Consider the following 21,119-nt stretch of genomic DNA (forward strand, 5'->3'; position numbering starts at 1 on the left):
TTTAGCGTCTGAGTGTGTCATCTTAGTGTTTCAGTAAGGATTACTAAGTGATCAGATCACACACACTTGAAAGAGTTCAAAAAAAATCCCCAAGCTACAAGCTTGGGGATTTGTGTATAAGAGACAGGCACTTAGCTCCCTTTTTGATTTCTATAGCCTGTTCTACACAACCGCAACGTTAAGTCTGCCCTAACAGCGAGAGGTATCAACCTTAAAGCTGTGTCCATCATCCCCTTTTCCGTCCAAGCGGTAATACGCGTAGCACTTGCCAGCCATGAGCGCTGCTGGTGATTCGTCATTGCCATACCCAACCATGGAGTATTGATTGTTCTCGATGAAGACTAAATCTGTCTGTTTCATCTCATCGGTGATGGTTAGGTTATCGAAGAAGCTGACCTGCTCACCGCACTCACTTTGGGTTTCTGGGTAGCCATTGTAAAACTCTTGATACCCAGCGGCGGTTAAGACGCACTGGTCGGCCCCTTGGTCTTGCTTAAAGGCTTTCGCATTCTGATTGAGAATAGAAACGTGATACTGCATGTCGGCAAAGATCACTTGGATGGCGGCTGTGCGGGCATCAGAAGTTCGTTGGTTGGAGTGATAAACGGCATACGCGGTTAAGCCTCCGAGCACGACAGCCGTTAGCAGCCACTCTTTTGACGAGAATCCAGACAACAATCTCATTGGTTTTTACCCTAAATACAACTCAACCATACGCATAACAGGGCGGGATTCTACGCATGGTTTGAGGGAATTTTAAGGGTAAACTGCGTGTTTCAGAAAAACCTGACACAAACTTGAAGAACGATCAAATTATGAAGAGAGGAGCATATTGCTCCTCTTGCATTTAGAGTTAATTTGGTGTCGGCATTGGAATAAGGTTAGGCGATACAATCAGTTGAGCTTCCGTCGTCGCTTGTACTTCTTCAATGGAAAACTCTGGTGCGAGTTCGGTTAACATCATGCCTTTATCGGTGATCTCGAATACACCCATCTCGGTAACAATCAAATCAACCTGACCCACGGCGGTCAGCGGTAAAGTGCAATGCTTTAGCAGTTTCGGATTGCCTTTCACTGTGTGTTCCATGGCGACAATCACTTTCTTTGCGCCGACCACAAGATCCATCGCGCCGCCCATTCCTGGTACCATTTTGCCCGGAATGATCCAGTTGGCGAGGTTACCACGCTCATCGACTTGCAGCGCACCAAGCACGGTTGAATCCACGTGACCGCCACGAATAATGGCAAAAGAGTCGGCGCTGTTAAAGTAACATGACCCCGCGATTGCTGTGATGCTCTGTCCGCCTGCATTGACCAGATCAGGGTCGATTTCTGCCTCTGATGCGAGTTTATCAATGCCAATTAAGCCATTTTCTGCTTGCAGCAATAGCTCGACATCTTTGTCTACTTCATTGGCAACCAGCGTTGGTAGACCTATTCCTAGGTTAACGATGTCGCCATCTTGCATCTCTTGAGCAACGCGCCATGCAATGCGGCGGCGAACGACTTCTTTATCTAATTGTACAGTCATTAGTTGTCCTCCACTAAGATGTAATCGACGTACAAACTTGGGGTATGCACGGCTTCGGGTTCAATGTCGCCCAATTCCACAATCTGCTCTGGTTCCACCACCACGGTTTCTGCCGCAGTGGCCATTAAAGGGTTAAAGTTCTGAGTGGTTTTGCTGTAAAAAACGTTGCCTCGACGGTCAACTTTAGAGCCACGAATCAACGCTAAGTCGGCCTTCAGTGGCATCTCCAAGAGATACTGTTTGCCATCAACTTCAATCACGCGTTTGTTCTCTGCGACTATGGTGCCAAGCCCGGTTGGGGTTAGTACACCACCCAAACCCGCGCCCGCACTGCGAATGCGCTCTGCCAATGTACCTTGAGGAACCAGCTCTACTTCAAGTGTACCTTCGTTCATTTGCTTGCCCGTTTCAGGGTTGGTGCCGATGTGTGAGGCATACAGTTTCTTCACGCGTTTGTCCGCGATAAGTCGACTAGAACCTCGACCGGGTGAGCCTGTGTCGGTACTGATTAAGGTAATGTCTTTGATGTCCTTTTTGATCAGCAAGTCAATCAAACGCTCTGGGGCTCCCGTCGCCATAAAGCCACCAATCATGATGGTCATGCCGTCGTGTAGCAGGTCTTCAATTTGCTCTGTAGTTGCTGCTTTTTTCATGTTTTTCGTGTCCATGAGAGGCTCCTTCTAGCAACGTTTTAAAATCAACGCCGTGCCCATGCCGCCGCCGATGCAAAGTGATGCCAAACCGTAATCGCGGCGAGTGCGTTGTAGTTGATAAATCAAGGTGGTCACAATGCGGTTACCTGATGCACCGATTGGATGACCCAGTGCAATGGCACCGCCACTTAAGTTACTGCGCTCTAACAGCCACGCTTCATCGATATTGTGTTGCTCGGTAAGGGAGCGAACCACGCCAAGAGCTTGTGCAGCAAAGGCTTCGTTAAGCTCAAAAACGTCGATATCTTCAATCGCCATTTCGGCTTTGGCTAAGGTATTGGCAATCGCAGACACCGGACCTAAGCCCATCACCTCTGGAGCGATAGCACCTTGTCCGTATTCGATGAGTTCAGCTATTGGCTTGAGGTTGTGGCGTTTCACTGCGCTTTCGGAAGCGAGCAAAATTGCGGATGCGCCATCGTTAATACCGGATGCATTGCCTGCGGTAACGCTGCCTTCTTTATCGAATGCAGGGCGCAGCGCCTGTAGACCTTCAAAGGTGCTGTCGGCTTTCGGATATTCGTCGTTCTTCACTTCGAATTGGCGTTTGCGATCCACAATGGTAATTGGCGCAATTTCTGCTTCAAAATGACCATTTTCTATCGCGCTGACGGCTTTACGTTGGCTTTGTAAGGCAAAGGCATCTTGGTCTTCTCGGCTGATTTGGAATTGCTTAGCGATGTTTTCTGCCGTAACACCCATGTGGTAGTTGTGGAAGGCATCCGTCAAACCGTCTTTGATGATGCTGTCTTCTTGGAGTTGATGACCCATGCGGTAGCCGCGACGAATCTGACCAGAAGAGACATAAGGTGCGTTAGACATGCTCTCCATACCGCAAGTAAGCACTAACTCAGCATCGCCCGCTCGGATGTGGCTTGCACCGTCCATGATGACTTTCATACCACTGCCGCAAATCATATTGAGGGTGTAAGCCGGAACGGATTCTGGAATGCCTGCCTTCATTGCGGCTTGACGACCCGGACCCATGCCTGCGCCTCCAGTCAGTACGTTGCCCACAATCACTTCATCGATTTGTTCTGGTGCAATATCCACTTGCTCCAAGGCTGCCTTGATGGCATGAGCGCCTAATTCCACACCGGACAATGACGCTAACGAGCCATTAAAGCTGCCAATTGGGGTGCGCTTTGCCGCCACAATAAAGATTCGTTCCATACCGCTGTTTACTCCGTAATCGTTCTGTCACAACCAGTGTAGGGAGTGCGATGTGCTCGCGATATAGCCAGGAATTCAAAGCCGCTTTGCGAAAATGCAAAGTACAAACGAGGCGCAAATCACGAACTTTTACCCCCACCAATCTTAAGGTGAAAGGAAATCAACTTAGGAGAAAAACACATGCTTGATCGTATTGCTTGCGCCCCATGTTGCTGGGGAGTGGAAGAGGCATCTCATGCGACCAACCCAAGCTGGGGAAAGGTGTTAATGGATGCGAGTGACAGCGGCTTTCGTGGTATCGAGTTGGGGCCGGATGGCTTTTTCCCAGAAGATCCTGAACTGCTGAAAAGTGCGTTTCGCGTACGTGGATTGCAGGTGTGCTCTGGCAAGGTACAAGTGCCATTTTGCGATTCTGCAAACATGCCTGCCATTTTGGAAGAAGTCGACACCGTTTGTCAGCGCTTAGATGCATTGGGTGTAAAAAACTTGCTGGTGTTGGAAGGCATTCATGCAGAGCGCTATGGCTATATCGGACAAAGCGTCACTGCGCCGCGTTTGAAAATGGAAAGTAAACGAACCATGATTGCCAACCTTGAACGCATCATTAACGTGGCTAGCCAATATGGTTTGCGTTGTTTACTTCATCCGGGCATCGGCGGTTACATCAGTTATAAAGACGAGATCGATTTTGTCATGAGTCAGATTCCAGCGGGCAAACTTGGATTGTGCATCGATATCGGGCATGCATTTTTAGATGGGATGGACCCGCTGGGGCTTATCCGTCAGTACGGAACGCGCATCGAGCATATTCATGTTAAAGATATCTCGACGGACAAATTGAGGTTAGCTATTCGCGATAAGCTGGAGTGGGTTGACGCATACAGCAAAGGGCTGATTACGCCACTAGGAGATGGCGATATCAAGCTACAAAAAGTGATGAGTGCACTTAAAGCGGCCGACTATCAAGGTTGGATCGTAGTCGAGCATGAACACGGTACGGCAGACGTGAGTCAGGTTTCGCGCGATTTAAAACGCAGTCGCGATTATCTCGCTCAGATTGTGGCGTAGTTCGATATTCGATTCTAAGAAGGTGACGATGATGCTCAGCGATCCTTGGTTCTATCTTTTGGCGATTCCTGCGGTGTTAATCTATGGCATTGGTAAAGGTGGGCTCGGTGGGGCGCTGGGCATTTTGGCTGTTCCTATGATGGCGCTGGTGGTGCCGCCAACACAAGCCGCAGCGATTTTATTGCCCATTCTTTTGGTGATGGATGCCTTTGCGGTGCGTCATCATTATCGAAATGCCGATGTTCGAGTGCTTAAAACCATGCTACCTGGGGCTTTGCTTGGCGTGGTATTAGCGGGCTTATTTCTGAGTATCACCCCAGAGTCGGGGTTGAAGATCACCGTTGGCATGCTGTCTTTGCTGTTCTGTTTTCAGTATTGGTTAAGTGGTGACACACCCTCTCAATCAGGGAAGCTAGGTGCTTGGATTTGGAGCACTCTGAGCGGTTTCTCCAGTACTGCAATTCATGCTGGTGGCGGTCCCGCGAGTATTTATTTACTCCCATTGAAACTACCTAAAATCACCCTGATAGCGACGATGGCGGTGCTGTTCGGTATAGTGAATGTAGCGAAACTCGTGCCTTATATTTGGCTTGGTGAGTTTGATTCGACCAACTTAATGACTGCGTTGGTGTTGATTCCACTCGCGCCTGTTGGCGTTAAGATGGGTGTGTATCTTTTACATCGCGTCAGTCAGGAAAGAATTTATCAGCTTTGTTATCTGTTCTTGTTTCTTTCAGGCGCCAAGCTGACTTTCGATGGCGTCAGCACTTTATTGTTTTAAATCCAATCCGTCCTAACAAGGCTTTTCTAATAAGAACTCTTTGAATTTTATCGCCACTGGAGATGCAGTTTTGGGTGAATGGTAATACAGGTTCAAACTCCAAATACTGGTCTCATACTCTTCCAATAGCGGTACTAACTCGCCTCTTTCTACCGCTTCTGTGGTGACAAATTGCGGTAAGTACGCGACACCTGCCCCCTTTAAAGTGCCACTAAGCAACAGGTCACTGTCATTCACTTCAATAGTTTTTGGCACTTTCAGCACCATGTTTTCCATTCCTTGACGGAAGATCCAATCGTTGCTGCCTGTCAGTGTGGTTGCAATCAAGCAAGCGTGGTCTCTTAGTGCTTCTGGATGCGTAGGCAAGCCATGCTTTTCGAGGTATTGAGGCGAAGCCACGACGATAAACGGGCACTGCATCAGCTCGCGTTTCACCAGTAATAAATCTTTTTCACGGTAGCCTTGGAAGCTAGCGTTAGCGCTGATCATCAGGTCACATGTACTGGCATGATCCAATGCCCAAGGTGTGACGTTGATGTTGAAGGTCACCTTTGGGTTAAGCTTGGAATAATCGGCGATTTTGTCCATTAGGTAGTGATTGGCATACACGGGCGTGCACGCGATGTTGATATGACCTTTTTCGCTGTCTTGGAAGTCTTCTAATTTGCGGCTGATACGCTCGGCGCTGTCAACAAGAGGAGAGAACTCTTCATATAAGGTTTGGCCTGCTTGAGTGGCCTCCAATAATCGGTTCGAGCGGCGGCATAGGGTAGTGCCGAAGTGTTGTTCCAGTTCTTGCAGCCAACGGCTTCCGGCGGAGACCGAAATATTGAATTTACGCGCTGCGGAGGAGATAGACCCAGAGCGGATCACATAGACAAAGAACGCCATTTTATCGAGCATGAGGTTTGCCTCCAAAAGCAAAAGGGAACAAGTGCTAACACCTGTTCCCTTTGTAAAACATTAAGTTATCTTATGCACGTGCTTCAGTCGCAGTTCCAGATACTTTTTTACCCAGTTTTTTCGCCATCGCTTCTTCCATTTTCTCCAAGCTGACGCCTTTGGTTTCAGGCACATACTTGACGACCACGAACATACAGATGAGGGACAAGACGCCGAATAACCAGAAGGCAAAGGCACCGTTGAAGTTCTCTTGTAGGTAGGTGTTTTCATTGAGCATTGGGAATGACTGCGTCACGATAAAGCCAGTAAACCATTGTGCACCGACCGCGATAGCCATGGCACGAGAGCGGATACTGTTCGGGAAGATTTCTGAAATCATAGTCCAACATGCGCAGCCCCAAGAGGTCGCGTAAGACACCACGTACAGACAAAGTGCGAATAGCGCCGCGTAACCTTCCGTTTGCTGGTAAAGCACGTAGCCAACGATGAACATACCGAACGCACAGCCAAAGGTGCCGTATTTCATCAGTGGCAAGCGGCCGACTTTATCGATCAGGTACATACCCAAAGCGTTACCACCGATAAATACGATACCCACGAACGTGGTTTGGAATAGCGCGTTTTCAGTAGAGCCTGTGATTGGTTTTAAGATCTCCGGAGTGTAGTACATGATCACGTTGATACCGGTTAGCTGCTGGGCTGCCGCGACAAACGTACCGATAACCAAGATTGCGAACAATAATGGCGAACGCAGGCTGACCTTGTTCTTCTTCGCACCATGACTTTCTACTAACGACTCTTGGATCTCTTTGATCAAGCGGTCCGCGTGTTTCGGGTTAGAAATTCGAGAGAGAGTATCTTTTGCTTCGGCGACTTTGCCTTTTAGTACCAGCCAACGTGGTGACTCTGGAATGAGGAACAGCAACATGGCGAAAAGCGCGGCTGGAATCACTTCTGACCCGAGCATCCAACGCCAACCGAGATCGACGAGCCAAGCCTCGGACATGCCTTTTGCAATTAAATAGTTAACGTAGAACACGCCAGTCTGACCGATAACCGCGGATTGCTGGAACATGCTCACCGCGCGCCCACGGAAGTCTTTTGGCGCGACTTCCGACATGTACATTGGTGATACCACACAAGCCAGACCTACCGCGACACCGCCTACGATACGGAGCATGACATAGAACGAGAAGGTTTGTGCGAGGGCAGAACCGATGGCTGAAATGATAAAGAGGATAGCGGCGATGAAGAGTGTGTTGCGTCGACCGTATTTAAGGGCTGCCCAACCTGCGCTTACTGCGCCAATAATACTTCCTAGTACAACGCTGGATACGGCCCAACCGGTTTGTGCTGCTGACAATCCGAAATATTCACGGATTGGTCCAATTGCCCCAGAGATAACAGCAGTGTCGTAACCTAATAAGATGCCTCCGAGTGCAGCGATACAACAAATCCTAATGATGTAGGCGAGGTTGTGCTTTCGAGCTTCGGCCTTGGATGTAGCTTCCATTGTTTTTTCCTTTATTAGATCCCCAATCCTTCCCTTAACCATCGAATAAGAGCCAGTTGGGTAGCGGCCAATACTCCGCTTTGTAGGGTACGAGTATTGGATATCTATATTGCCGACTTATTGTGTTTATTAGATGTATGAAAATTATTTTTCATTTGTCGGTTGGTTTAATCATATTTACTCTTTTGTTATTCGACTAGGTGTCTGTTCGTTTTTTATCCTAAAGTGTTATCCAAATCAAATAATGAAAAACATTTTTCATTTGATGTGCTTTATTTAACTTAATGATTTTAAATGATAAATTATAAACGAGATCCAGATCGTACTCGCTTGAAAGGCACGTGGCTATTAGCTTTTTTCATGATTTAACAATTTGATGACATCGATTGCTTTGATTGAAAAATATTTTTCAATTTGTCTTTTTTTCGCTAATGTAATTTCCAGTGAAACGAAATTGGTGAAAGAAAAGCATCGATAAAAACACGCTTTTACTTCACGACATTTATTAAATAACGCAAACATTGTCGGAGAATAAAAATGAGCAACGTGCAATATGGAATTAGCCCACTGACTTGGACCAACGATGATATGCCTGAATTAGGCGGCGATATCCCATTGGAAACGTGTCTAAGTGAAATGGCAGAAGCTGGTTTCACTGGTACAGAGCTAGGTACTAAGTACCCACGTGAGCCAGAAGTTCTAATCCCTCTACTAGAAAAACATGGCCTAGTGCTCGCTTCTGGCTGGTACAGCGGCAATCTAATGAAGCTGACTGCGGAAGAAGAAATCGCAGCGATGCAAGAGCACATCAAATTGCTTAAGGCTGCTGGCTGTAAAGCAATGGTGTTCGGTGAAGTGAGCAACACGGTTCACGGCGACATCAACACGTCACTTTCTCAACGCGTGATCCTTACTATGGATGAGTGGAAAACCTACTGCGCGAAACTTACTCAAGTTGCGGAATACCTTCTAAACGAGCACGACATCAAGCTGTCTTTCCACCATCACGTCGGCACCATCTGTGAAACGGAAGATGACATCAACATGATGATGGAATTCACCGGCGAAGCCGTTTACCTAACCCTAGATACGGGTCACATCACTTACGGTGGTGGTAACCCAGTGACCATGATCAAACGTTGGGGTCACCGTATTGGTCACATGCACTTTAAAGACCTTCGCCTAGAAGTAATGAAAGCCGCGCGTGATGCAGACAAGTCATTCCTAAACGCAGTGCTTGATGGCGTATTCACTGTTCCTGGTACAGGTGACGTGGATTACGACGACGTATTTGCAGCACTGAAAGAGCGCAACTACCAAGGTTGGTTGTTGGTTGAAGCAGAGCAAGACCCAGCGAAAGCGCACCCATTGACGTACGCGAAAACCGCTTACGAGAACATCACAGGCTACGCGAAGAAATACGGCCTATAAGAGCACAAGCAAGGAAGGGGAGATTCGTCTCCCCTGTATCAAGCCGCGGAGACAACGTGGCTACAAAAATGATTGATACTACCGGGGAAGACAATGAAAACTGTACGCCTAACTGTTGCAGAAGCGCTAGCTCAGTACCTAGCCGCACAAATGATTGAAATTGATGGTAAAAAAGAACAGCTGTTTGGTGCAGCGTTTGCCATCTTTGGTCACGGTAACGTGACGTGTTTTGGTCAACAGCTAAAAAATATCGAAGACAAAATTCCGACTTGGCGTGGTCAAAATGAGCAGTCAATGGCAACAGCGGCAATCGCGTACGCCAAAGCGAACTTACGTCGTCGCATCGGCATCGCGACCAGTTCAATTGGTCCGGGTGCAACCAATATGGTTACCGCAGCAGGTATCGCGCACACAAACCGTTTACCAGTGCTTTTGATTTCTGGTGATGCTTACGTTAGCCGTCTGCCAGATCCTGTGCTTCAACAGCCAGAGAATTTCTACGATCCTTCGATCACTTGTAACGACGCGTTCAAACCGCTAACACGTTACTGGGATCGCATTATCTCGCCAACGCAATTGATGCATTCATTGCCTCAGGCAATTGACACCATGCTTGACCCAGAGACCTGCGGTCCAGCGTTTATCGGCTTACCACAAGATATTCAGGGCGTGGCTTACGATTTCCCTGAAGTCTTCTTCCAAGAAAAAGTACACCGCATTCGTCGTCCAGAGCCAGAAGTGGCAGATCTAGAAGATGCAAAAGCAGCGCTGCTTAGCGCGAAACAACCTTTGGTTATCTCTGGCGGTGGCGTGCATTACTCACTAGCAACGGACGAGTTGGCTGCCTTTGCGAAAAAACACAACATTCCTGTGGTTGAGACCATTGCTGGTCGTGCCACGATGCTGCAAGACAATCCTCTAAACGCAGGCCCAATCGGTGTGACAGGTTCAGACTCTGCAAACTACATGGCAGCGCATGCGGATGTGGTGTTGGCGGTGGGTACTCGCTTACAAGACTTCACGACAGGCTCTTGGTCGGTGTTCAAGAACCCAGATATGAAGCTAGTTACCATCAATACCGCACGTTTTGATGCCATTAAACATCGTGCTATTCCAGTTAAAGCAGACGCAAAACGTGGCTTAGTTGAGCTGTCTAACCTACTGGGCGATTTCCGTAGTAGTGACGAGTGGGCGGCAACGGCGAAAGCGCAAGCAGATGAATGGAAAGCCGTGGTGCATCGTCGTACTCATCCTCAACCAGGCGACCTACTCGACGGTACGTCTTCTTATGCAGAAGTGATTGGCAAGCTCAACAAGTCTATGCAGCCGGGTGACACGGTACTTACGGCAGCGGGTGGCTTACCAGCAGAGCTCGCGATGAACTGGCAGAACTACCAAATTGGTAAGTTCGACATTGAATTTGGCTTCTCTTGCATGGGTTATGAAATTGCGGGTGGCTGGGGCGCGAAAGTCGCGAACCCAGATAACGATGTGGTTGTGCTCGTCGGTGATGGCTCTTACTTGATTCAAAACTCAGACATCTATTCGTCAGTTCTGACGGGTCATAAGATGATTGTCGTGGTATGCGATAACGGTGGTTTCGCGGTGATCAACAAGCTGCAAAACAACACGGGCAACGAGTCGTTCAATAACCTATTGGAAGACTGTCGCCGTCCTGATGGCGAGGTAGCTCGCGTGGACTTTGCTAAGCATGCCGAAGCGCAAGGCGCAATCAGCGAGAAATTGACCTCAATCGACCAGTTTGATGACGCATTCCAACGCGCTAAAGAAGCTGACCGTACGTACGTGATTGTGGTGGACATCGACCCAGTATCGCCAATGGCTTGGTCTAAGTGTGATTGCTGGTGGGAAGTGGGACTTCCTCAAGTGACACGCAATGACGACACCGCTGAGAAAGTGGCGGCATGGGAAGAAGGCAGAGCAGCGCAACGCGCCGGCGTTTAAGCCCAAACCGATTTATGTATCAAAACATCCAGCTTTAAAACAGATTTCAACAATTCGATTTATAGGCTCTTGAGCAAGAGCCTATTAAGGAGTCAAACATGTTTAATGAAGAACGTCATTTTGAGCAACCAATCCGTTGGGCAATGGTCGGCGGTGGTCGTGGCAGTCAGATCGGTTACTCGCACCGTAATGCGGCGCAGCGTGATGGTTTGTTCAAATTGGTCGCTGGTGCATTCGATTTGGATGCGGATCGTTGCCGTGATTTCGGTGAGAACTTAGGTCTAGATGGCGACCGTTGCTACGCAAATTACAAAGAAATGTTTGAGAAGGAAGCGCAACGCGAAGATGGCATTCAAGCTGTTTCAGTCGCAACGCCAAACTCAACTCACTACGAAATTTGTAAAGCGGCATTGGAAGCTAACTTACACGTCGTGTGTGAAAAACCAATCACCTTCACGACGGAAGAAGCGGAAGAGCTCAAACAGATCGCAGTAGAGCGCAATCGCGTGATTGGCGTGATGTACGGTTACAGCGGTTTCCCAATGGTTCAGCAAGCGCGTGAAATGGTGAAGCGTGGTGATCTGGGTGAGATTCGTGTGGTGAACATGCAGTTTGCTCACGGCTTCCACAACGAAGAATACGAGAAAAACGACCCAGGTTTGAAATGGCGCGTCAGCCCAGAAGTCTCAGGTCCAACTTATGTTCTGGGTGATGTGGGTACGCACGCTTTCTACCTGTGTGAAGTGATGACAGGTCTTGAAATCGATCGCCTGTCTTGCATGCGTCAAAGCTTCATCAAGTCACGTGCTCCGCTCGAAGATAACGCTCACATCATGATGCAATTCAAAGATGGCGCAGTCGGTACGCTTTGGGCATCGGCAGTAAATGCAGGTTCGATGCACCAACAAAAAATCCGCATCGTCGGTTCGAAAGCGTCCATCGAATGGTGGGATGAGCAACCAAACCAACTTCGTTTTGAAGTGCAGGGTGAAGCACCTCGCATTCTAGAGCGTGGCATGGGCTACCTATACCAAGATGCTCCGGGTGTGGCTTCTAACCGTGTTGGTGGTGGCCATGCAGAAGGTTACTTCGAATCATGGGCGAACTTGTACCACCGTTTCGCGTTGGCGTTCGATGCGGCTGACCGTGATGACCAGCAAGCGCTGTCTGAAATTTGGTTCCCGGGTATCGACGCTGGCATCGAAGGCGTACGCCTATGCGAGAAGTGTGTGGAATCGGCAGACCAGAACGCCGCTTGGGTTGAATACAAATAATAGGAATAGACGATGACAAACATTGCACTTGAAACAAATCGACCATTGGATGCCATCGTTTTAGGACGTGCGGGCGTAGATCTCTACGCTCGCGAAGCTAAAACCGACATGGCAGATATCTCTGGCTTCAACAAATTCGTTGGCGGCTCAGCAGCAAACATTGCGGTGGGCATTGCCAAGTTAGGCGGTAAGGTCGGCTTTATTGGCTGCGTGGCTGACGATGCATTCGGTGGTTACGTTAAAGGTTACATGACGGAGCAAGGCATCAACCTTGATGGCATGAGAACCGATGATTCTGGTTCGCGTACTTCGGTGGCATTCACAGAGATGAAGCCAAAAGATTGCACCGTGCTTATCTACCGTAACAACGCATCGGATTTGACCATCAAACCAGAAGAGATCGACCCAGCTTACATCGTTAGCTCAAAAGTCTTGGTGGTCACGGGAACGGCATTGTCGGAAAGCCCAAGCCGTGAAGCCACTTTGATTGCGATGCAGCATGCGCGCCGCAGCAATACCTTGGTGGTGCTGGATGTCGATTACCGTCCTTACTCTTGGCGTACGGACACCGATGCTTCGATTTACTACGGTATTGCCGCGGGTCTTTCAGACATCGTGATCGGTAACCGTGAAGAGTTCGACATGATGGAAACCGTCATTGCTCCGGGCAACACCGATGATGACCAAACGGCGGCTCGATTCCTCACGGAGAACACGCAAGTGGTGGTGGTGAAAGCCGGTGAGCATGGCTCGAAAGTGTACGACCGTGCTGGTCATAAGTTCGAGCAAGGCATTTTCCGAGTGGAAGCTAATAAACCATTTGGCTCTGGTGATTCGTTTGCGGGCGGTCTGATTTGGACGCTAGTTACTGGCGGGTCGTTAGAAGAGGGCGTACGCAACGGCACGGCAGCAGCGGCGATTAATGTCAGCGGTCACAGTTGCACAGAAGCCATGCCAACCAAGGAACAACTATTCGATTTTATTGAGACGCGAAGTTAAGCACGGTTTGGTGCTTTCGGGCACCACATTGCTGCGCGTTTGGTCTCCCGGGCCGGTATGTCACTTAAGGGTAACCAAACAGTGCGCGTACACACCATCGTGGCCCGGCTTTTTTGTTAAGCCACTTTCAGAAGGATAGGACAGTCTCGTTATCAAACGAACTGTGAGGAGAAAAGAAAAATGGGAAAACACATTCCACCATTTGATAACAAGAATGAACCAATTATTGGTGCGAACGACGAAGTAACGCCGTTATGTTACTTCAACCAAGTGTTCTTGAATCAGAACGAAACCTTTGACCATGTCATCGAAGGGTATGAGTCTGTCATCGTATTGGCTGGCGGTACTTGCAGCATCACCGTAACGAAAGACGGCGAGAGCGAAACGTTCGACAACATTGGTAAGCGTAAATCAGTTTGGGACGGCAACCCAGAAGCGGTTTATGTACCACTTGGCTACCGTGCGACCATTCAATGTGTGAGCGACAAGGCTGACGTCATGATTGCGGGTGGTAAGTTTGAAGCGTCACTGGAGCCTTTCTGTGTCCGCGAAGAGAACGTGGATATGGTTCAGTACGGTTCAGATGACACCAAAACTCACCGTAAGATCAAACACGTGCTGGGTCAATCCAACGCAGACAAACGTGGTCGTTTATTAGTGAGTGAGCTATTTACTGTTGGGGCAGGCGGTTGGTCTGGCTTCCCTCCACATAAGCACGATGAAGATCGTGTTAAGCCTGACGGTAGCAAAGAAACCCTTTACGAAGAAGTGTACCAATTCCGCTTCAACCCAGACTTCGGCTTTGGTGCGCAGTTCCTATATGAGCACGAAGACGACTTTGGTCCGGTTTACCATGTGCGCACGGGCTCAGTGATTGCCATCGACAAAGGCTATCACCCAAGTGTGGCTGCTCCGGGTTACGAAATGTATTACTTCACCATCATCGTTGGCAAAACAGAGAAATCTTTGATTCAGCACTTCGATCCGCACCACGAATACCAAGTGGAAACGATCCCTGGCATCAAAGACATGATCGCGAAATTTAAGTAGGGGAATCATCATGTTGGTAAATTTGAATGACCTATTGCCGGAGGCTGCGGCGTCTAACTACGCTGTCCCTTGCTTTAATGTGTTCGGCTTTGAAGATGCACGTGCTGTTGTTGAAGCGGCAGAGCAAGTGAACAAACCTGTAATTTTAGCCTGCAACAAAGACGTAGTGGATTTTTATGGCGTAGAAACCGCTGCGGCGATGTTCCTAAATCTAGCGCACAAGAGCACAGTGCCTGTTGTGCTTCACCTTGACCACACTTACGAAGAAGACATCGTCTTTCGTGCGCTTAAAGCTGGGTTTAGTTCCGTGATGTTTGATGGCTCGCAACTGACGTTGGACGAGAACATTGCTCGCACCAAGAAAGTCGTGGAAGTGGCGCATGCGTTAGGAGCATCGGTAGAGGGTGAAATTGGTTCGGTGCCTTACGAAGAAGGCCGAGATCACATCAAATCTATCTACACAGAACCGGAAGATGCGGCGCGCTTTGCAGAAGAAAGTGGTGTTGATTGTGTCGCAATTTCTGTCGGCAACGTTCACCGCTTAACCGAGCCCACTTGTACTATCGATTTTGGTCGCCTAGACCGTATCGCAAATGCTGTGGCTGTGCCGCTGGTGATTCATGGTTCGAGTGGTATTCGCGATGAAGACATGCTCAAGCTCAAGCAAAGTCGTGTGTCCAAGTTCAATATTGGCACCTGTTTGCGTCAGGCTCTGGGTCATAATCTTCGCGATTACATGAATCAGGAACCACAAAAGTTTGACCGTATTTACTTCATGCAAAAGGCGATGCCTTATGTGAAAGAAGAAGCGTTACGAAACTTTGAATTATTATCTTAAAATAGCGGCCCCTTTTGTTACTATAAGGGGCCTCTATCTCCAAGCGTTCATTGATAGGAGAGCAGTATAACTATGGATGTTGAAGTGAAAGCACCTGCAGATTTAGACACACTAAAAGAGTTAATCGCAAAGCGTTACGACAGTTTGAGCGGGCGTTTGCAGCAAGTCGCGGATTTCGTAACTGACCAGCCGATGCTGGTGGCGGTAGAAACCATGGCGACCATTGCCAAGCAAGCCAACGTACCCCTGTCGACCTTGAGCCGATTCTCTAATGCGATGGGCTTTGATGGCTTCACTTCTATGCAAGTACTGTTTCGTGATCAATATTTAAATCGCCCGAGAGATTACAAAGAGCGCGTTCGCAAAGCTCGTGAGATGGAGGACGTCCCGCATGACTCGCCTCAAGCCATCTTCCAAGATTTCGGACACGCGAACATTGAAGCACTAGAACAGCTTCAAATGTCGGTCTCTCCTCAAAAGCTGGAACGTGCAGTGGCTCTGATGGATGGTGCAGAAACCATCTACATTCAAGGTACTCGCCGCGCTTACCCAGTGGCTTTCTATCTTTGGTACGCCCTCATGAAATCTGACAAGAGTGTCGTGCTCTTGGATGATCACGGTGGCATGTTGTCTCCGTTAACTCGACGAATGAACGATAAAGACGTTCTGTTTGCTATCACCTTCAATCCATACGCGGAAGAAACCAGCCAACTGATTGATGATGCTTGCAAAAAGAACGTGCCGATTGTCTGCATTACTGACAACCAAATGACGCCTCATGGCAGCAAAATGGATGTCTGTTTTGAAGTGCAAGAAGGCGAATTGATGGGCTTCCGTTCGCTCAGCAGTTCCATGTATTTGGCGCAGGCGATTGCGGTGAGTCTGATTTGTCGAGAAGTGAAGTAATTTCATCGCTCAGTAATCTCGAATAGGGACGCGATCCTGCGAGCGAATAAGCAGTAAAGCGCGCAGATTTTTCCATACCTTTGTCCACTGATTAGGTGCAACTTAGCGGTTGTGCTGCGGGTTTGCTCGAGCTGAATTCGGCTTATGTCCTGCAATGTACAGGGCAATGAGAAGAGGTAAATCTGATGCGTTTTGCTCTACATGGCATGTGCTCTCTGCACAGCAATATTCTATCTGATGTCCGACTTGCCAAAGAAACTGGCTACCAAGGGCTCGAAATCCACACCGAAAAACTCTGGCGTTATATTCAAGCTGGTTTCACTGCTGAACAACTCAAACAGCGCATGGATGAGTTTGGCATTGTCCCAACGGCGATCGACATCATTGGCGCAGTTGAAGTGACAGATAAAGCCAGCCAACGTCAACTGTTCCAAGATTCAGAAACGCTGTGCCGTTTTGCGCAAGCCGTGGGTGCACCTACCATCCAGCTCAATGCTTTTGAGGCATTAAATGGCTTAACCAAAGAGCAAAACATCGAACTCACGGCACAGAACATTCGCCAGATTACCGACATTGGTAAGAGCTATGGCATCCGTTTCCAATATGAAGGCGCGGCTTGGACTCCAATCGCCAAGTTGGAAGATTACTTCCGCCTGTACGACGCCGTCGGCCGCGACAACTTTGGTTTTGTTCTGGATACATGGCACTTATGGGCATGTCGCGGGGCAACGTTGGAGCAAGTGGCAAATATCGATGCCGAGCTGATTTACAACGTGCACTTGTCTGACGGTAAGCGTCCTGCTCCGGGCGAGGCTTGGCCCGATGAGCGCGCTCTACGTGGTTACTTGTTAGGGCAAGGTGAGGTGCCATTAAAAGAATGGGTCGATGCGATTCGCCAAACAGGTTACGACGGCTTCTATTCTGGTGAATTCCTCAATGACCAACTGTGGGAAGGGGATTACTACGACATAGCCACAGATATGTTGGCGGGCATGAAGCGTCAATTCGATTAAGCGACACAGAAGGGAATTACTATGTTTAATATTGCTTTATTTGGAGCGGGTCGAATTGGTCAAGTCCATGCGGTCAATATCGAACGTTCACCAGAAACCACGATTTATTCGCTTATCGAACCTTATGAAGTCTATGCGGATCAGTTTTGTGCGCAGTATCCGCAGACAAAACGCCAAACCGTAGAAGAGGCGATGGCGGATGACGACGTTCATGCGGTGTGCATTTGCTCTTCAACCGACACTCATGCGGATTTGATTGAGCGAGCAGCAAAAGCAGGTAAAGCCATCTTTTGTGAGAAGCCAATCGACCTTGATTTGGGGCGAGTACGTGATTGCTTGGGCGTAGTAAATCAGCATCAAGTGCCTTTCTTATTAGGCTTCAATCGCCGCTTTGACCCGCATTTCCTGAGTCTTAAGAAAGCGTTGGATGACGGCCAAATTGGCGAACCAGCAAGCGTAATTATCACCTCTCGTGATCCTGCGCCACCGCCAGCACAATACAGTAAGTCGTCCGGTGGTATGTTCCGTGATATGACGATTCACGACCTCGACATGGCGCGGTTTATCTTAGGGGAAGATCCAATCGCGGTTACTGCACATGGCAGTTGCAAGGTAGATCATGCCATCGGTGACGAGGGAGATATCGATACCAGTGTGTTGACGCTTACATTCCCTTCTGGCGCGATGGCGACGATTCATAACAGTCGTCGCTCTGGTTACGGGTACGATCAACGTCTCGAAGTGCATGGCGAGAAAGGTATGCTGCAAGTGGCGAATCTAACTGAAAATCTAGTCAGCCGCAGTACAGAAACAGGGCAAACAGGCGCAACACCGAAGTACTTCTTCTTAGAGCGTTATGAGCGTGCTTACGTGGCGGAATGGCAACACTTTGTTGAAGTACTGAAAGGCGAAGCGCCATGCTGCTCTGGCATAGATGGCGAGATTGCTCTGACGCTAGCGGATGCTGCGTTAGAGTCGATGCAAACAGGGAAGACGGTTCGTTTGTAAGTCACCCTTAACAGGAAACAAAAAGGGGAGCCGCATTGGCTCCCCTTTCTATTTCCTACACCAAAGATGCGTAAATCTTACTGATGCTTAAGTCTTACTGAGTTTTTTGCTGTTCTGATTTGCAAACAGCGGCAGTGAAGATAACGTCTGTTGAGCTGTTTAGCGCTGTTTCAGCAGAGTCTTGAATCACACCAATGATGAAACCAACTGCTACAACCTGCATTGCTACGTCGTTTGAAATACCAAACAGACCACATGCCAGTGGAATCAGTAGTAGAGAACCACCAGCAACACCAGATGCGCCACACGCTGATACAGCGGCAACAATACTTAGAAGTACTGCTGTCATGAGATCAACTTCGATGCCCATAGTGTGTACTGCTGCTAGCGTTAGCGTTGTGATGGTGATTGCTGCACCTGCCATGTTGATGGTCGCGCCCAGTGGGATAGATACAGAGTACGTATCTTCGTCTAGGTCTAGCTTCTTACATAGGTTCATGTTCACTGGAATGTTCGCAGCACTTGAGCGTGTGAAGAATGCTGTTACGCCACTTTCACGTAGACATTGGAACACCAATGGGTATGGGTTTTCTTTCGTTTTGAAGTATACGATCGCTGGGTTAACCACTAACGCAATGATCATCATCGAACCTAGCAGTACCGCTAGCAGATGTGCGTAGCTCGCTAGTGCGCCAAACCCTGTTGTTGCAAACGTTGATGCAACTAGACCAAAGATACCGAATGGCGCAAGACGAATGATGAAGCGAACAATGTGAGAAACACTGTGGCTTAGATCTTCGAATACCGCTTTCGTCGTTGCTGATGCGTGGTGAAGTGCAAGACCAAGACCAACACCCCAAGCAAGAATACCAATGTAGTTAGCTTCTACTAATGCGTTTACTGGGTTATCAACCAGTTTGAACAACAAGGTTTGTAGAACTTCTGCGATACCTTGTGGTGGCGTTGCACCTTCAGCACCGGTTACTAGCGTTAAATTGGTCGGGAAAAGGAAACTTAGTAATACCGCGGTTAGTGCTGCAAAGAAGGTACCCGCTAGGTAAAGAACCACGATTGGGCGCATGTAAGTGTGTTGGTTTTTCTTTTGGTTCGCGATAGACGCTGCGACCAAAATGAACACCAAGATCGGAGCAATGGCTTTTAGTGCGCCAACAAAAAGGCTACCAATCATGCCAACACTTTGAGCATGGCTTGGAGAAATTGTTGCTAGTAAGATACCAAAGACGATACCGACGAGGATTTGGAGAACGAGGTTACCGCGAGCATATCGGGCAACGAGACTGTTGTGTTGCATACATCATTCCTGCAATGTGATGTCTGAGCAAGCGCGCAAAATTCAGTCATTACACGGCGTAATGTTCCTCGTAAAACAAGGGCTGAAGGTTGGAATTGCGTTGCTAAGACGTCCTGATTATCAATTATCCTGTTTTTATAAATTCAGCCATATTCTTGCTGAATATCACATATCTTAGCTTGGTAATATTTTGTGTCTAGTTTTAGTTTGTTCTTAGTTTAAATGTTTGCTTGATGTTGCCATTATTGGTCTTTTGTGTTGATTTGTGTCGCCAAATATGAATGATGGTTTTTCATTAAGTTATTAAAAAAGGAGGCGTTAGCCTCCTTTGTTCTATTGATTACCTAAATGCTACAACTTAGTAACCTTGTTGGCGTTTTCGCTTTTCTCCGACGACATTACGTACCATCTTTCCAAATTGCTTGCTTTGCGCTCGCTTCTTAGCAAGTGTCGCGCCGTTATGGGCTTGTTCGCGCAGTAACTTCTGGTAGTTAGTAAAGCGGCGCATCTCCAACGTGCCATCTTCAATCGCAGCTTGAACGGCGCAACCTGGCTCTGTTTGATGCTGACAATCACCAAATCGGCATTGCTCTGCTAATGCTTCGATATCAGAGAAGGTCTCACTAACGCCAGCTTCGCAATCGGTCAATTGGATCTCACGCATTCCTGGCGTGTCCATTAAGACGCCGCCAGAAGGTAACAAGTGAATAGAGCGAGAAGTGGTAGTGTGTCGACCTTTGCTGTCGTCTTCACGGATACCACCTGTTTCTTGTTCTTGTTCGCCTAGTAGCGTGTTCACTAAAGTGGATTTACCCACACCAGATGAGCCAATAAAAGCAACGGTTTGCCCTTCGCCACACCAACTCATTAACTTGCTTACGCTCGATTCATCTAGGCCATTTACGCTTTCGACCATTAGCAATGGATCGAGCCTTTGCACCTGAGTTTTTAGTTCATCGACATCGTCACATAAATCGGCTTTGGTCAGCACAATCACGGGCTCAACATCGGCTTCATTGACCAAAGTTAAATAACGCTCAATGCGGCTGAGGTTAAAGTCGTGGTTGACTGAACAAACGATAAATACGGTATCCACATTTGTGGCGATAAGCTGCTCGGCAACCTTGCTGCCTGCGGCTTTACGACTGAATAAGCTGCGGCGTTCAAGTAAACGAGAAAACTGCTGTTGGTGGTTTAGTATCACCCAGTCGCCCACTGTCATGCTGGGTAGTGAGGCTTGGATAGGCAAATGGGTTTCACCTTGCTCGCTTACCACGACATAGCCACTGCGATGGTGAGCAATCACTCGTGCGAAGAGCGTGTCTTCATAATCGTCTAACGTCAGTTGTTGTTGAAAAAACGGTTTCCAACCTAATAGCTTTAACGGGTTAGGTTGAGTAAGTAGTGTTTCACAAAAAGAATGTGTTTTATTCATTGTTGAATTATCCCAGACGCCACAAAGCGCCTTAATACAAATCGTATGAGGGTCTAATTCGCATAGAGCTGACCCCGGTGGAAACCGGGCAAAGAAGGGAGGTGCTGTGGCTTAGCCACGAGAAAAAGTTGGACGTTTACCCTTTCACTGCCCAGTTAGTGTTATTCATTACAATCATCATATTTCCTCTTTGTTGGTGAGTTAAC

General features: G+C 48.2%; 19 protein-coding genes. 11 read left to right on the plus strand and 8 right to left on the minus strand.

Annotated elements, in window-relative coordinates; all coding sequences use genetic code 11:
• Positions 1 to 189: 189 nt before the first annotated feature.
• From ATB76_RS11840 to ATB76_RS11855, 4 genes are all read right to left on the minus strand, one after another.
• On the minus strand, positions 190 to 684 hold the full coding sequence (locus tag ATB76_RS11840) for a hypothetical protein (RefSeq protein WP_038868934.1): 495 nt from the start codon (positions 682 to 684) through the stop codon (positions 190 to 192).
• A 169-nt stretch (positions 685 to 853) separates the two neighbouring features.
• Positions 854 to 1,531: a 3-oxoacid CoA-transferase subunit B gene (locus tag ATB76_RS11845; RefSeq protein ID WP_061035278.1), complete on the minus strand. Its 678-nt coding sequence runs from the start codon at positions 1,529 to 1,531 to the stop codon at positions 854 to 856.
• Complete coding sequence (locus ATB76_RS11850) at positions 1,531 to 2,184, minus strand: CoA transferase subunit A (protein WP_042600657.1); 654 nt, start codon at positions 2,182 to 2,184, stop codon at positions 1,531 to 1,533. The genes ATB76_RS11845 and ATB76_RS11850 overlap by 1 nt, the downstream gene beginning before the upstream one ends.
• A gap of 27 nt (positions 2,185 to 2,211) precedes the next feature.
• Positions 2,212 to 3,417: an acetyl-CoA C-acetyltransferase gene (locus ATB76_RS11855; protein ID WP_061035279.1), complete on the minus strand. Its 1,206-nt coding sequence runs from the start codon at positions 3,415 to 3,417 to the stop codon at positions 2,212 to 2,214.
• 180 nt (positions 3,418 to 3,597) lie between these two features.
• Here ATB76_RS11855 and ATB76_RS11860 point away from each other — a divergent pair, with 180 nt between their 5' ends.
• Both ATB76_RS11860 and ATB76_RS11865 read left to right on the plus strand, forming a co-directional pair.
• Positions 3,598 to 4,485 (plus strand): TIM barrel protein, encoded by an 888-nt coding sequence (locus tag ATB76_RS11860; RefSeq protein WP_042600563.1) that lies wholly within the window; start codon positions 3,598 to 3,600, stop codon positions 4,483 to 4,485.
• Between the two features lie 31 nt (positions 4,486 to 4,516).
• Positions 4,517 to 5,266, plus strand: a complete 750-nt coding sequence (locus ATB76_RS11865; RefSeq protein WP_042600561.1) for a sulfite exporter TauE/SafE family protein — start codon at positions 4,517 to 4,519, stop codon at positions 5,264 to 5,266.
• A gap of 12 nt (positions 5,267 to 5,278) precedes the next feature.
• Here ATB76_RS11865 and ATB76_RS11870 read toward each other — a convergent pair whose 3' ends face one another.
• On the minus strand, positions 5,279 to 6,169 hold the full coding sequence (locus ATB76_RS11870; RefSeq protein ID WP_042600560.1) for a LysR family transcriptional regulator: 891 nt from the start codon (positions 6,167 to 6,169) through the stop codon (positions 5,279 to 5,281).
• 70 nt (positions 6,170 to 6,239) lie between these two features.
• Entirely contained in the window at positions 6,240 to 7,682 is a 1,443-nt protein-coding gene (locus ATB76_RS11875; protein ID WP_042600559.1) for a sugar porter family MFS transporter, read from the minus strand.
• Positions 7,683 to 8,219: 537 nt separating this feature from the next.
• Between ATB76_RS11875 and iolE the strand changes: the two genes are divergently transcribed.
• The 9 genes from iolE to iolG all read left to right on the plus strand — a co-directional run bounded on the left by iolE (position 8,220) and on the right by iolG (position 18,166).
• Positions 8,220 to 9,113 carry a myo-inosose-2 dehydratase gene (gene iolE, locus ATB76_RS11880; protein WP_061035280.1) on the plus strand — a complete coding sequence of 298 codons (894 nt, stop codon included), beginning with the start codon at positions 8,220 to 8,222 and terminating at the stop codon, positions 9,111 to 9,113.
• A 93-nt stretch (positions 9,114 to 9,206) separates the two neighbouring features.
• Positions 9,207 to 11,078 (plus strand): 3D-(3,5/4)-trihydroxycyclohexane-1,2-dione acylhydrolase (decyclizing), encoded by a 1,872-nt coding sequence (iolD, locus tag ATB76_RS11885; RefSeq protein ID WP_005437835.1) that lies wholly within the window; start codon positions 9,207 to 9,209, stop codon positions 11,076 to 11,078.
• Between the two features lie 98 nt (positions 11,079 to 11,176).
• On the plus strand, positions 11,177 to 12,352 hold the full coding sequence (locus ATB76_RS11890) for a Gfo/Idh/MocA family oxidoreductase (protein ID WP_061035281.1): 1,176 nt from the start codon (positions 11,177 to 11,179) through the stop codon (positions 12,350 to 12,352).
• A 12-nt stretch (positions 12,353 to 12,364) separates the two neighbouring features.
• Entirely contained in the window at positions 12,365 to 13,351 is a 987-nt protein-coding gene (gene iolC / locus ATB76_RS11895; protein WP_038868949.1) for a 5-dehydro-2-deoxygluconokinase, read from the plus strand.
• 180 nt (positions 13,352 to 13,531) lie between these two features.
• Positions 13,532 to 14,401, plus strand: coding sequence for a 5-deoxy-glucuronate isomerase (locus ATB76_RS11900; protein WP_038868950.1), 870 nt, complete (start codon positions 13,532 to 13,534; stop codon positions 14,399 to 14,401).
• A gap of 10 nt (positions 14,402 to 14,411) precedes the next feature.
• Positions 14,412 to 15,239, plus strand: coding sequence for a class II fructose-bisphosphate aldolase (locus tag ATB76_RS11905; protein ID WP_061035282.1), 828 nt, complete (start codon positions 14,412 to 14,414; stop codon positions 15,237 to 15,239).
• A 72-nt stretch (positions 15,240 to 15,311) separates the two neighbouring features.
• On the plus strand, positions 15,312 to 16,145 hold the full coding sequence (locus ATB76_RS11910; protein WP_005437844.1) for a MurR/RpiR family transcriptional regulator: 834 nt from the start codon (positions 15,312 to 15,314) through the stop codon (positions 16,143 to 16,145).
• A 185-nt stretch (positions 16,146 to 16,330) separates the two neighbouring features.
• The gene (locus ATB76_RS11915; protein WP_061035283.1) at positions 16,331 to 17,158 is read left to right on the plus strand and encodes a sugar phosphate isomerase/epimerase family protein; all 828 of its coding nucleotides are present in this window, start codon (positions 16,331 to 16,333) and stop codon (positions 17,156 to 17,158) included.
• 21 nt (positions 17,159 to 17,179) lie between these two features.
• Positions 17,180 to 18,166, plus strand: a complete 987-nt coding sequence (gene iolG / locus ATB76_RS11920) for an inositol 2-dehydrogenase (RefSeq protein WP_061035284.1) — start codon at positions 17,180 to 17,182, stop codon at positions 18,164 to 18,166.
• Positions 18,167 to 18,260: 94 nt separating this feature from the next.
• Here the strand turns inward: iolG and sstT are convergent, their stop codons facing one another.
• A complete protein-coding gene (gene sstT / locus ATB76_RS11925; RefSeq protein ID WP_038868957.1) occupies positions 18,261 to 19,478 on the minus strand; it encodes a serine/threonine transporter SstT in 1,218 nt (405 codons plus the stop codon).
• A gap of 358 nt (positions 19,479 to 19,836) precedes the next feature.
• The gene (rsgA, locus tag ATB76_RS11930; RefSeq protein WP_061035285.1) at positions 19,837 to 20,913 is read right to left on the minus strand and encodes a ribosome small subunit-dependent GTPase A; all 1,077 of its coding nucleotides are present in this window, start codon (positions 20,911 to 20,913) and stop codon (positions 19,837 to 19,839) included.
• Positions 20,914 to 21,119: the final 206 nt, after the last annotated feature.

It is taken from the genome of Vibrio sp. MOR3 (assembly GCF_001557775.1).
Classification (GTDB): Bacteria; Pseudomonadota; Gammaproteobacteria; order Enterobacterales; family Vibrionaceae; genus Vibrio; species Vibrio jasicida.